The organism is Bradyrhizobium sp. (assembly GCF_017881085.1).
GTDB lineage: Bacteria > Pseudomonadota > Alphaproteobacteria > Rhizobiales > Xanthobacteraceae > Bradyrhizobium.
On record NZ_JADGRI010000002.1, the window covers coordinates 39622 to 51537 of the forward strand.

The 11916-nt window shown below is 61.5% G+C and carries 19 protein-coding genes; 12 read left to right on the forward strand and 7 right to left on the reverse strand.

Features of this window, described 5'->3' with window-relative positions:
• The first annotated feature begins 108 nt into the window (after positions 1–108).
• Complete coding sequence (locus QZ213_RS00525; protein WP_291684100.1) at positions 109–534, forward strand: hypothetical protein; 426 nt, start codon at positions 109–111, stop codon at positions 532–534.
• A gap of 106 nt (positions 535–640) precedes the next feature.
• Positions 641–994 (forward strand): phasin, encoded by a 354-nt coding sequence (locus QZ213_RS00530; RefSeq protein ID WP_291684080.1) that lies wholly within the window; start codon positions 641–643, stop codon positions 992–994.
• Positions 995–1198: 204 nt separating this feature from the next.
• Here the strand turns inward: QZ213_RS00530 and QZ213_RS00535 are convergent, their stop codons facing one another.
• Complete coding sequence (locus QZ213_RS00535; protein WP_291684081.1) at positions 1199–1531, reverse strand: cytochrome c; 333 nt, start codon at positions 1529–1531, stop codon at positions 1199–1201.
• A 527-nt stretch (positions 1532–2058) separates the two neighbouring features.
• On the opposite strand from QZ213_RS00535, the gene QZ213_RS00540 reads away from it, so the two are divergent.
• From QZ213_RS00540 to QZ213_RS00550, 3 genes are all read left to right on the forward strand, one after another.
• Complete coding sequence (locus QZ213_RS00540; protein WP_291684082.1) at positions 2059–2322, forward strand: hypothetical protein; 264 nt, start codon at positions 2059–2061, stop codon at positions 2320–2322.
• A gap of 142 nt (positions 2323–2464) precedes the next feature.
• On the forward strand, positions 2465–2722 hold the full coding sequence (locus QZ213_RS00545; RefSeq protein ID WP_291684083.1) for a DUF3606 domain-containing protein: 258 nt from the start codon (positions 2465–2467) through the stop codon (positions 2720–2722).
• Between the two features lie 134 nt (positions 2723–2856).
• Positions 2857–3327 (forward strand): DoxX family protein, encoded by a 471-nt coding sequence (locus QZ213_RS00550; protein ID WP_291684101.1) that lies wholly within the window; start codon positions 2857–2859, stop codon positions 3325–3327.
• A gap of 73 nt (positions 3328–3400) precedes the next feature.
• On the opposite strand, the gene QZ213_RS00555 is transcribed toward QZ213_RS00550, so the two are convergent.
• Positions 3401–3874, reverse strand: coding sequence for a PRC-barrel domain-containing protein (locus tag QZ213_RS00555; RefSeq protein WP_291684084.1), 474 nt, complete (start codon positions 3872–3874; stop codon positions 3401–3403).
• A gap of 193 nt (positions 3875–4067) precedes the next feature.
• Here QZ213_RS00555 and QZ213_RS00560 point away from each other — a divergent pair, with 193 nt between their 5' ends.
• The 3 genes from QZ213_RS00560 (at position 4068) to QZ213_RS00570 (ending at position 6450) form a co-directional block, all read left to right on the forward strand.
• Positions 4068–4475 (forward strand): DUF1236 domain-containing protein, encoded by a 408-nt coding sequence (locus tag QZ213_RS00560; RefSeq protein ID WP_291684085.1) that lies wholly within the window; start codon positions 4068–4070, stop codon positions 4473–4475.
• An 88-nt stretch (positions 4476–4563) separates the two neighbouring features.
• Positions 4564–5286: a hypothetical protein gene (locus QZ213_RS00565; RefSeq protein ID WP_291684086.1), complete on the forward strand. Its 723-nt coding sequence runs from the start codon at positions 4564–4566 to the stop codon at positions 5284–5286.
• Between the two features lie 579 nt (positions 5287–5865).
• Positions 5866–6450: a GNAT family N-acetyltransferase gene (locus tag QZ213_RS00570; protein ID WP_291684087.1), complete on the forward strand. Its 585-nt coding sequence runs from the start codon at positions 5866–5868 to the stop codon at positions 6448–6450.
• A gap of 76 nt (positions 6451–6526) precedes the next feature.
• Here the strand turns inward: QZ213_RS00570 and QZ213_RS00575 are convergent, their stop codons facing one another.
• A complete protein-coding gene (locus QZ213_RS00575) occupies positions 6527–6949 on the reverse strand; it encodes a GFA family protein (protein ID WP_291684088.1) in 423 nt (140 codons plus the stop codon).
• Positions 6950–7297: 348 nt separating this feature from the next.
• On the opposite strand from QZ213_RS00575, the gene QZ213_RS00580 reads away from it, so the two are divergent.
• The 4 genes from QZ213_RS00580 to QZ213_RS00595 all read left to right on the forward strand — a co-directional run bounded on the left by QZ213_RS00580 (position 7298) and on the right by QZ213_RS00595 (position 9397).
• Positions 7298–8266 carry an AraC family transcriptional regulator gene (locus QZ213_RS00580; RefSeq protein WP_291684089.1) on the forward strand — a complete coding sequence of 323 codons (969 nt, stop codon included), beginning with the start codon at positions 7298–7300 and terminating at the stop codon, positions 8264–8266.
• Positions 8267–8410: 144 nt separating this feature from the next.
• A complete protein-coding gene (locus QZ213_RS00585) occupies positions 8411–8731 on the forward strand; it encodes a hypothetical protein (RefSeq protein WP_291684090.1) in 321 nt (106 codons plus the stop codon).
• A 12-nt stretch (positions 8732–8743) separates the two neighbouring features.
• Positions 8744–8956, forward strand: a complete 213-nt coding sequence (locus QZ213_RS00590) for a hypothetical protein (RefSeq protein WP_291684091.1) — start codon at positions 8744–8746, stop codon at positions 8954–8956.
• A gap of 237 nt (positions 8957–9193) precedes the next feature.
• Positions 9194–9397 carry a hypothetical protein gene (locus QZ213_RS00595; protein ID WP_291684092.1) on the forward strand — a complete coding sequence of 68 codons (204 nt, stop codon included), beginning with the start codon at positions 9194–9196 and terminating at the stop codon, positions 9395–9397.
• Between the two features lie 112 nt (positions 9398–9509).
• On the opposite strand, the gene QZ213_RS00600 is transcribed toward QZ213_RS00595, so the two are convergent.
• The 4 genes from QZ213_RS00600 to QZ213_RS00615 form a co-directional block, all read right to left on the reverse strand.
• On the reverse strand, positions 9510–9737 hold the full coding sequence (locus QZ213_RS00600) for a hypothetical protein (RefSeq protein ID WP_291684093.1): 228 nt from the start codon (positions 9735–9737) through the stop codon (positions 9510–9512).
• A gap of 198 nt (positions 9738–9935) precedes the next feature.
• The gene (locus QZ213_RS00605; RefSeq protein WP_291684094.1) at positions 9936–10163 is read right to left on the reverse strand and encodes a hypothetical protein; all 228 of its coding nucleotides are present in this window, start codon (positions 10161–10163) and stop codon (positions 9936–9938) included.
• Between the two features lie 95 nt (positions 10164–10258).
• Complete coding sequence (locus QZ213_RS00610) at positions 10259–11095, reverse strand: alpha/beta fold hydrolase (protein WP_291684095.1); 837 nt, start codon at positions 11093–11095, stop codon at positions 10259–10261.
• A gap of 633 nt (positions 11096–11728) precedes the next feature.
• A partial coding sequence (locus tag QZ213_RS00615) for a hypothetical protein (RefSeq protein WP_291684096.1) occupies positions 11729–11916 on the reverse strand: 188 nt, incomplete at its 5' end.

Below are 11916 nucleotides of genomic sequence, written 5' to 3' on the forward strand. Positions count from 1 at the left end.
GTTTCCTCGACGTGATCAGCTCTGCCATCCGGTAGGGGTGCGCGCCCGTTCCCTGCCTCCATTCCTAGTGGATTGCGCAACCCCGCAAACGCCGCCGATAATGGCCCGATGGGAGGCCGCAGCCGACAACGGATTTTTGGCGATCGCGTCCAGGGCGCGCGGATCAACGCGCAGAACGCGCGCGAACAGGCCAAAAAGGCCATCCGCGAGGCGGATGCTGCCGAGTGTCTGCTGTGGTCGGAGCAGATGGAAGGCTTTGGCGGCCCGGCGCAGCCGTCGCCCACGATCGCGCAATGCCTCAATGGCGGATATGGCTGGCTGGAGGTGATGTGCCACCGCTGCGAGACCCGCGCCAGCCTGCCGCTCGATACTATCCGCCGGGCGCGCGATACGCCGATCTGGAAGCTGGAAGCGGCGCTCAAATGCCGCTCCTGCGCCACCCCCCGATACGCGCCGCCGGTGCACCTGATCCGGCTGACAAGAGAGCGGAAGATCGCGCCCTATCCCTGGGTTCATCCCGACGATGATCGATGATCAGCCAGGACAGGCCAAACAACCCTGACGCCGATCGGGGGCCAATACTACACAGACGCCGCTGCGGAAGTGTGGTAACTGTCGGTCCAACCCGGAGGATCGCGAGATGACCGAACCGAAACTGGAAGTGCCGGCCGAATTGCGCGACATGGCCGAAAAGACCATCGACCAGGCGGAAAAGGCGTTCGGAATGTTTTTCGACGCAGCGAACAAGTCGATCGCGTCGATCCCGACGCCGGGAACGGAGATGTCCAAACAGGCGCTGTCGCTCACCGAACAGAATATCAAGGCCGCGTTCGAACACGCGCGAAAGCTGGTTCACGCGACCGATCTTCAGGAGGCCATGCGCATCCAGTCGGAGTTCTTGAAGAGCCAGTTCACCAATGCCGGTGAACATATGCGCCAGATCACCGGCGGCCTCATGTCCGCCGCAAAGGACGCGACCAAAGGCAAACTCTAAATCTGGGCGTGCGCGGTGCGCCGGCGCCACTCTTTGCCGCCCACAAATTAGTCTTGCATCGATTTGCGCGGTAGATTTTAATCATTGCGCAGGTCCTTGACGGGCCACCGGGTGATGCCACTCGCCGTCCGTCGACTTTTCTGCTGATCCCTGTCGGCTATCACCGGCAGGGATTTGCATTTGGCGCCTTGTTCCGAGAACGTCTTATTGGACGGGATACTTGCGCAGCGAGCCGATATAGGCAGCGAGATCGGCCGCCTCGTTCCGGCTCAGCGGAAAATTCGGCATTTTCGGGTGTGGGTCGAGCAGGAAGAAGGCCACCTTTTCAGGGGTGAAATCCGACTTGTGGGCGATAGCGTCGAACGGGGGAGCGTCCGTGCTTGTCTGGTTCTGCGTGCTGTCGACCAAGTGACAGGCGGCACACCAGCGCTTGGCGAGTTCGCCGCCGTGATTGGCGTCGGCGGCCAGCGCCACCGAGCCGCCGAGACCGGCGGCTGCAACAACCAAAACCTGGGCTAGTCTGAAATACGCGGGCATCCGGTGCTCTCCTTCGATCTGACACTAGCTACGCCATTCGAGGCGCCTGCGCTTGATTTTAGTCAAGGTACAGGATTGTTTTCCCGATAAAGGCTAAATCTCGCTTGTGGGCCCGACCGGGCGGTGTTCCCCATCGGCGCAGCCATTATTGAAGGTGTTGGCCCAGCATCGAAGGTGTTGGCCTGCGCGTCGGTTACTTTCCATGGTCGCTTAACATCTTGCCGGTGATCTTGTTGACCAGGTGTATCCGGCCGCAGGACGGGCATCTCACAGCCTCATAGCTGTCCGTTCGATCGGTCGGCGCCGCTTCGGGCAGCCACATCTGAACGTTCATTCCGGTCTGGACGCATCTAAAAATGAGCTTACCCATTTGTAAACGCTAACGCCGCCGCGGCAGCGTGCTTTGACCTGCCTCAACTGGAGGCCCCGCACATTTCAGGCCGGACGCGACCCCGCCTGCGTTCTAATCCGGGAACCTTTGATGCTCGGGGAGGTTGTCGTCACATATTTGGCAATGGAGAACTGAAATGAAATTGGGTTTGGCTGTTATCGCAGCTGTCGCGCTGATTGGAACCGCGTTGCCGGCATCTGCAGAGGAAATTGGCGTCGGCGTGGGGCCGGCCGGTGTGACCATCGGCGAAGGTCATCGTGACCGCGACGTCGTTCGTGAACGGGAAGTGGTTCGCGACCGCGACGATCGGCGCGACCGCGACACGGTTATCATCAGAAAGGGCGATCATGACCGGGATATCGATCACGACCGCCGCAGGGTCATCATCGAGCGCGATTGATCTTTGGACCGTCGGACGATGGGGCCGCCTTCGGGCGGCCCTTGTCGTATCGGGAGGTGCGGATCGTTCGCGGCGGGTTTCAGGCGTGAGGGAACGAAGGGCCTCGCGTGCCGTTGATGCCTCGAGTCAGGGAAGTGCCGCCATGCAACGCATCAAATATCCGCCTATCCGCAACAAGATCAACACGGCCGATCCGGCTCAGCTTCGCGCCTGGACCCGGCGGCTCCGTGTGCCGTCGGATGAACTGAAAGCCATCGTCGAGAAGGTGGGTAACTCCGTTGCCGCCGTCGCCAAGGAGGTGGAGCTGCAGCGGTTAAGTCGCCAGCCATGTCCGGTGCCCCCAATCGCGAGCCCGATTCCGAGCGAGCGGGCTGAAGGCGAGCTGGCGACGCCGGCTTGACGGTGCTTCTGAGCGGCTCGTTTTCGAACGACGCCGCATGGATCGACGATTTTTCGCCGAGCTTGATCTGCCGCAAAGCCTCCGCCCGTGATGCCGCCAGATTGGAATGGCCGGACCAGACAGGGGCAGTGGGCATGTGGATCTCAAAAGACGATTTTCAAATCAGATCGGAGAATTTCGATCTGACGAACGGTCTGAATATTCTTCGCATTATTTGCGGGCTGTTCATGTTTCCCCACGTGATGGGAAAATTCGCGGCCGGCGCCGTTTCGGCAGGAACGGCGGCGTTCTTCGCCAAAGCGGGTTTTCACCCGCCGGAGGTCTGGGTCTACGTCGCGGCGATCGCCGAGACGGCGGCGGCCGTGGCGTTGATATTGGGCATCTGCACGCGTTTTGCAGCGGTGGGCGCTGCCGCGCTGCTGGGAGTCGCGGTCTACTCGCTGCAAGTCGTGAAGGGCTTCGGCTGGACCTGGAATACCGGCGGATACGAATATCCGGTGTTTTGGGCCATCACCTCGCTGGCCGTCGCCATCGAGGCATGGAAGGCCCACCTGCGGCTGGCTCGCCCGGCGCTTGCCACGAAAGCTCTGAAAGTTGCCGCGTAGCCTCGCGAACGCCGCGACGCTGCATGGCAAGGACCGCCCCGCCGCCGCTGGCGGGGCGGTTCGTTCGATCGACTTAGTTGTACTTGAACTGCGGCATCGCCTTCAGCTGATCCTTGGTCGCATTGAAGACCGCGTGATCGGGATACCACTTCTCATCCGTGGCACGCGCGGGCCGGTTGTTGGCGCCAACCGTCGACTTGTCAGCGGGCGCGGTCGTTGAAGAGGTGCGCACGGGTTCATTGACCCATTTCAGCTTCTCCATCGGCACCGCGACATAGTGCTCGCCCATGCCGAGAAAGCCGCCGACGCCGAGCACGACGTTCTCGACCTTGCCGGACTTGTCGACGATCAATTCCTGAATGTCGCCGATCTTGTCATTGTTGTCGTTGTAGACATTGACGCCGATCAGCTTGGAAGACCGCCACTGGCCTTCCTTGTGGACGGCGGTGTTGATGTTGGAACGATCGGTGGTGGCGGTTTCAGCGAGGGCCGCGCCGGTCAGAAGTGCGCTGCCGAGCAATGCCACGGCGAGATATTTCGATTTCATCTTCAGTCTCCAGTGTGGGTCGGGATAGGTGATTGTCATTCGTCGTCAAGGCTACTCAGTGAGTGGTGATGAGAATGTGGGAACGCGCGAAAAGTTCCAGCCAGGAACCCGATCCGGCAGGGGAACAGCTGTCAGGTTCTGACGTTCTCCGTTCCGCACATCGCAACTGACACACAGAGGACTGGAGGACATCATGAACACCAAACTGCTTGCAGGCATCACCCTCGCCGCTGCGCTTTCGTTTCCGCTCGCAGCGCAAGCGCAAGACGGCGCGGCGGCCGGCGCAACCACCGGAGCGGTTACCGGCGCAATCGTCGGCGGCCCGGTCGGAGCTGCGGTAGGGGCCGGCGTCGGCGCGGTGGCAGGCGGCATCGCGGACGATACGCGGCCGCGCTTCCGCAGCTATGTCGAGGAGCGCCATGTTCCGTCATACCGCTACGAGCACGAAGTTCGCGTCGGCGAGGATCTTCCATCGGCCGGTGTCACCTATTACGAAGTGCCGCGCGAATACGGCGTGACCAGATATCGCTATACGGTCGTTAACGATCGGACCGTGCTGGTCGATCCTTCGACGCACCGGATCGTCCAGGTGATCGACTAACCCCAAGCCTGTAACGGCCTCGCTTCGGCGAGGCCGTTAACCTTTGTTGCGGGGAAGCAATTCTCCGGTGGAGGCTCGCATGCCCGCCTTGTTCGCCTATCTGATTGCGGTCGCGCTTCTTCTCGGAGGCGGCTATGGCGCGCTGAATTGGCTCGCGACGCCGGAGCCGGTGAAGGCGGTGGCCAAGGCAACACCGAAGGCGCCAACGCCGCATTATGCCGAACACCCCGAACCGGCTGCCGCGGAGGCGAGCTCGGCCAAGCCTGAGGTCGCAAGCAGAACCGGGATCGACAATCGCGACCGCGGCGAAGCTGCCTCAGCCGACCAGGCTGTATCGATCGATCAACCGGCATCGCCTTCGCCGTCGCTTCAGCCGGAGCCGCCCGCAGCGGCGAGCCGGCAGGAGGCGAAAGCGCAAACAGCAGGGCCGGCGCAGGATCAACAGGACAGCTCGGCCCACGCCGAGATGCCTCAGACCGCAACCGACCAGGAAGCCAGGCAGCAGGTCGAACCGCCGCCGGCCGAAGCCCCGGCCAGGCACGAAGAAGAAAAGCAAGAAAAGCAACCGGCCCCAGCCGTGTCGCCGGGCAACGCCCAAACACCGACTTCGATCGCGTCGGCCGCGAGGATGGCGAAGCGGCCGCAAATTCGGCAAGCAAGCCGCCATTCCGAAAAGCGACCGCTGGAGATGATGACCTTGCGCACCATCGAACTTCCCGATGGGCGCCGCATGACCCAACTGATTCCGCATCGTAGCGGGGATCGCTATCGGAACGATGGTCCTGCTATGGTCTTCGACCCGGACGAATAGTCGGCCTGTCCCTGCGAAACCATGGCACTGCGCGCCCGCATGCCGATCGTGCCATCGACCCGGCCTCGGGTCCCGCCCGGCCGGAAGCAAGTTCCCGATCTTGGTCGCCGAAACGATTTAGTCGCGGAAACCGCGCTCAGGTTCAAAGCCGCGCCACAAGATTTTTCACTGAGTCATTGCTACCGGCAGTGCGGCGCCATTGCTTCGCGCAAGACCGAATGATTGGCGCTTCCGTCCAAGCGCTATTGCCACATCGCCCGTATGCGTGGTTGTCGGTCGCTGCATGATTCCGATGCGCCGGCCCGTTCTCCGGTTTCCACATCACGTCAGAGAGAATCGCAATGACCATATTGTCGGTGAGGTCTGGTTCGACTCGATTCCGTTTTCGAAGGCCGCTTTGGAGATTTTCCTGGCGATGGCTTCCAAGGCGCGCCGGACACGCCCTGCTGCGCGCCTTGCGCGAATCCCGGATGCGCGCAGCGGCAAAGGTGTTTCAGGAATATGCCCACTTGAACCGCGCCGACCAGAGCGCCGTCCAACGGAGATCGAAGTCGGGGCAGTGACAGCGGAGGCAGCTTGATGTTCATCATTCCATGGTCGGAAGGCATGACCGGAAACGGCACGAGCCGGCTTCATATCCGCACCGCCGCCGAGCGGGACGTCGACAGGCTGGCGGAATATTTCGCGGCGTTGTCGTTTTCGTCGCGACACAACCGCTTCATGGGGACGGTCAGCGATTTTTCCAGGATCGCCTTCGACTGCCTGGTGCGTAACCGGAAGCCGGATCGTTTCACGCTGATTGCCGAAATGCAGCACGATGCGCGGGAGGCTGTCATCGGCGAGGCCTGCTACGCCGTCGATAACCACACCGGGTTGGGCGAGTTTGCCATCTCGGTATGTGATGGCTGGCAAAACCGGGGGCTTGGCTCGGCGCTATTGTCGGCGTTGCAATCCCGCGCCGTCAGTCTCGGGTATTTCGGTCTGTTCGGCGAAACATTCAAGACAAACGATCAGATGAAGTCGCTGGCCCGAAAAGCCGGCTTCGCGGTCGCCCGGTCGGACGATTGGCGCGTCATAAGGTTCGACAAGCGGCTGCTCGACCCGCCGCGCGACGTGGCAGGAGCAAGGCGGCCGGCGCCGTCGCTGTGGGGGCCGCGAGCATAACAAACTTGCGGATGCGGGCGGGGTCCGCCTCGCCAGTTCGGGCCGGTTTCCCGCCCCGAGCCCTGTTGCCGGCTTGCTATTCAGCGACCATTTCGCCGGATCCCCCGAGTTCCTTCGGGAAGTCTTTCAGTTTGGGCAGGCCGTCCCGCATCGGCAGCACGGTGTCGGCATAGTTGACGTGAACCCCCGGTGCGAAGGCGAGGCCGGGAATGGTGGCGGCGAATACATCGACCAGGCCGAATGGCGGGTGATTGGTCATGAGATGCCCGCCGCATTTGGCGCAATATTGCCGCTGGCTCAATTTGGTCTTCTGGAACATCGCAACGTTTTCGGCGCCGGCCGTGATCCGCACCGCCTCGGGCTTCCAAAGACTGAAGGCGTTCACCGGACCGCCGGACCACGAACGGCAGGAGCTGCAATGGCAATAGCCCATCGCCTCCGGGGAGCCGGTCACTTCGAGTTCTACCGCGCCGCAAAAGCATTTTCCTGTCAGGCTCATACGTGTTTCCTTGCTTGATGGCGATGCGCCGACCCCGGGGCGCACATTGCGCTGGGTCGCAGCTGGGTTTCTGGCCGCGCACAGCAATCATCCGGATGGCCGCGCGTCTTGGACTTCCGCGACCAATCCTTGGCGCTCAGCGACAGGCCCTCGCGGCCGCTGGTTACGCGGCCGCCGGAGCGCGGATGACGCAATAGTGACCGCCCGGCAGCGCCCCTTCAGGCGAGCGCCCCCGAACCCTCATCTGAACGGATGACGCCGAACGGCACTCGCGGCGCTACTGGTAACCATTAACGAAAGCGCCAGGCGCGAGCCGGCGGCGCCTTTTCAATCATCAGAGTAATTTTCATGACAGAAACTTGCGCCCGCATTGTTGAATTTTCGACCGATTTCCTCCCCGAAGAGGATCGGATCGCCTACTGGCGTGAACATTATGGGCACGTCATGCTCCGCGTCGATCTGGAGCCGGCCAAAGACCTTGCATTCCAGGCCTGTATGACATCGCTGTCGCTCCCCGGACTGCAGTTGGTCGAAGGCTCGTCATCGCCGGCAAGAATTTCGCGCACCGGAATATATCTTGCGGACGGCAACGACGATGCCGTGCTCGCCATCAACCGGAGGGGGGTCGCGTCCGTCCGGTCGGGCGGCCGCGAGCAAATTCTGCAGGAGCAGGAAGCCATCCTGATGATGGGCAACGAGCCCACATCGTTCCACCGGACCAGTCCGGGGCACTCCTACACCCTGCGGGTGCCACGGGCGATGCTCCGCTCGATCGTCGCGGACGCCGACGATGCCGCCATGCGTTTGATACCTCGCAACCGCAGCGCACTCGGGCTGCTGTCGCGCTACGCCGGCTGGCTGCTCCAGGTTGGCGCATCGCTGGACCCCGAGCTCTCAAGTCTTTCGGTACGGCATATCCAGGATTTGCTGGCGCTGACGCTCGGCGCGGCGAACGATTTCAAGGAAGTCGCGCGGACGCGTGGCCTGCGCGCGGCCCGATTGAAGCTGGCGAAGGCCTATATCGTCGAACACAGCGAACGGCGCGATATTTCCGTCGGCAGCGTTGCCGCGCATCTGTGCGTGACTCCGCGGTACCTGCAGCGTCTGTTCGAGGAGGACGGCACCACCTTCTCGGAGTTCCTGGTCATGCAGCGACTCGCGCAGGCTCACCGGCGGCTTTGCGAGCCCGATTCCACCCACGCCGCGATCAGCACGATCGCCTACGACGTCGGCTTTGGCGACCTGTCCTACTTCAATCGCCGCTTTCGCCGTCTGTACGGCCTGACGCCGCGTGAGGTGAGGGGCGACAGGGTCTGATCCAGGGTCAGCCACCTCACAGGCGCGGCTGTCTTTTTTGTCCAATGAGATGTCGTTTTGAGACAAGACACGCGGCCGTCGCGGAATTAGTTCCTGCGCCAAGCGCGGGACTCGCCCGCCACTGATTCCAGGAAAGCGCTGTTCATGAAGAATATCTGCTTGATGACGGCGGTGACGATGCTCGTCGCCGTCTTACACCAAATGCGGGCTGTTGAAGCGTTCGGCCCGGCAGGTCCAAACCTGCGGGAACGATTTCACGCCGGAGCGGGCAAATTGTCCCGCTACCTCCTGCGGATGATCAATGATTGGGTGGCCGCCGCGATCGCCTATCGCGAGCATCGCGTCACGCTGTTCGCACTCCGCAATCTCTCTGAAGCCGAACGCAAGGATTTCGGCGCTTATCGCGGAAGCCCGGAAAGCGCCATTCATCGTCATCGCAACGTCAAATTCACAACCATGCGATGAGGGCGGGCCCGAATGACCTCCAAGATGATGGTACTGAGCGGCCTGCATGCCGTCACGGTTGCGTTCCTGGCCGTTCTGGCGCTCTCGGCGACCGGCCTTCCGGTCGGTTGGCTGCTGCGGCTGTTTCACATGTCGTTCAGCGAATTCCGCGGCTTTTCGTTTTTCGTGGTCTTCGCCACGATGTGGCTGATGCACGCGATTGCGACGTCCGACTCAGCGCCATAGGGAGATGATGGCGACGCCCGGATCGGCGGGATGATAGGTGCGGAAAGATAATGGGGATAATCCGATCCTGCCGCGCGGGTTTTGCCGCTGGCGGCGGCCGTCGATTGAGTTTCTCAACGTTCTTGCGTACGAACTCGCACCAACAACAGAAACCGCTTCTCTCCAGACTGAGTACATGGCGCGAATGCCGAACCGAACCGGGAGAGCCCAGCCGTCCAGCGCGGGCGTCGGCGATCGATGAGCCTGTCCGCCCTAAGTGACGAGAGCCTCCTGCGCTTCTATGAGAGTGTGCGCAAGGAAGTCGAGGCCGACCGCGATTCGATGCGGCGCGGCCACACGCATTTCTTTGCCAATGGCGACCGCGTCAAGAAATATGCGGCGGGTCTGCGCCAGGAACTGGAAAGGCGGCGGTTGAGCTTTCCGCCGATCCTTTGGCTGTAGTTTCGGCGTCCTCCGGCGACCGACCGGGCCCGCGCGGCTTGTTTCAATGGCCTGACAGAAAAGACCGCGACACCCCAAAGGCATCGCGGCTATCGTTCGGGTTCGCGGAAGGCTACTTCGCGTCTTTTTTCATGTCGTCCTTCGGCGCGTCGCTCTTCATGCTGTCGCCGGACTTCGATTTTGTCGTCTTCTTGGAGCTCTTCTTCATCTTGGCGTTGGCGTTCATCGGGCTATCGGTCTTCATGAAATCCTGAGCGGCAGGCGCCGTGTTCTGGGCGGATGCAATCGAAACGCTTCCCACGAGGGCCGCGCAGCACGCCGCAATAAACAGATTTCTCATTTTGGTCTCCTGTTATAACAAACGCCTGGCAAGATTGACGACAGGCGCTCGAAAGAATGAAAACGGGCGTTCCCCGTTCCATGAGACGATGCTAAAAATATGGGCAAGCGTCGGATTGCTCCGCTGAGATTCTATTGCGACGAGCCGGTATCCACATCGCGTCACGTGCGGGACAGCATGGCATCGCGTGAAAACGCCCTAACAGTCGATGCCGTTTCGCTTGCCGACGGTGCAATAATCGCGAACGGTCCTGCGGATGATCTTGGTAAGGCCATCGGTGAAATCGTCATCGTCCAGCAGTTTGCTGGCATTGGATGCGCCGCGCGCGGCCGCCGGCGTCGCTATTTGCCCGGCCAAAATCGCCAGATTCAGCAGCGTCGTCGCCAGGCCGATCGCCAGAACCAGAACCGCCCATTTTCCAGACATCGCCTCTCCAGAATCCAGCTAGCTTGTCCACCCTCGAACTCCGACCAAAGCACGAGATCCGCGATCGTTCCGCTTCATGCCGGCAGACGCGTGTTTCAAGGGAGCGGCGCGCCGGCATTGGTAACGATCAAATTGTCGGTATCGGCCGGCGCCAGCTCGCTAGCACTGCCATTGCTCAGAAATTGGTCGAGCGTGGCCTGAATCCTCTCTTTGGCTGAATCCGGCCCGCGGTCGCTCATCCAGGTGTGCTGAAATTGGGTATCAATGATATCGACACCGTCCGTCTTGGCCTGTTGCGGGGTCGGCAGCACGCCGGGATCGGTTTGGAAGTTCGGATCCTTGGAGCGGAATGAGAGGATCTTCATCTTGTCGCTGAGCACGAAGGGCACGCGCAGATTGTCCAGCGTGACAACTTTCGACACCAACTCGGGGTGCTCCTTGGCGAAATACATGGCGGTGTCGCCGCCGTTGGAATGTCCGACCAGCGTCAGGTGGCCGTAGTCGGCATTCGGCTGCAATTTCTTCAATTCCTTGAGCACAAACAGGATGTTGGCTTCGCCTTTTTCGTACACCCCCTGCCGGCCGACATAGGGCATGCCGACCTTGGTCATCAAGGGCGGATCGGTCGGCAGATCCTGCTGGATACTGGCAACCAGATATCCGCGTGCGGCGAAGACGTTGGCCAGGAACGAATACTCGGTGTTCTTGACGGTGTTGCCGTTGCTGATGATGGCGACCGGCAACTTCCAGTAGCCGTCATCCGCCTTCATCTCGTAATCCCGCCGCACGGCGAGGTCGACGGAGACCGGCCGCTGCCGCGCTTCATCGAGCCAATTCACCGTGTCGTGCCGGATGCCCCACTTGCTGACGCCAAAATAGACCGCGGCGCCCAAGGCACAGACGCACGCCAGAACCGTGATTCCGCGCTTCATCGTTTCATTCCCAATCACTTTGTTTCAATAGATGGTGTACAAACGCGCGGGCGGCGAGGCTGGCGCAACCACGGCCAAATTAAATTTAGGAAATCTTGCTGCTCCGCAGCAAAGCAATGCGGCGGGCAACCCGTCGCAGCCGCGATGCTGGCGCCGGGCGCCGACGTAATACCCCGCCTTCGCCGCGAGGTCCGGGCAATGCCGACCGCAACCAGCAGACTCTTACAGTGAAAGCGGAAGGCCGGGTTGAACGACAACGGCCGGTAAACCCGTCCCGCTACCAAAGAGTTGCCGGCAAGACCTACAGCGACAACGAAGCCACTATCGTCTCGGCACCCCCAAAATAGAATTCGTGTTCATGTTGAACGTCAGGAGCGACAGCGGCCGCAAGCCTTATCGCACGCTTCGCTGCGGAAGCGCCTGCCAGTTTCGAAATTTCGTTCACGGGCCAGTCTTGGGACTTCAAGTTGAAGAGTCCGTCCATCCGGCACGATCGACGCCGGGCGTTTTCCGGTGAGCGACGTCAACGCGGAGAAACGTCCGCGAATGTGGATCTTGCGCTCGACGTCCCAAGGCCGCAGCAGCTTCAGGTATCCGGCGCCAGGAAGAAGGGCGTGAGCCGCCGCGCCGCGGCTAGCGTTTGCCTCGCGTCTTCGCGCGGGTAACGGCACGCACGAAGTAATCCCTCGCGACCGCATCCAGCGCGGCCGAGATCAATTCATCGGACTCGTCCAGGCGGCCCTTGCGCTCGGCCTCGAGCCGCTCGGCTTCCTCAATATAATCGACGGCGAGTCCGCGCAGACGATGGAACTCGGCATCGT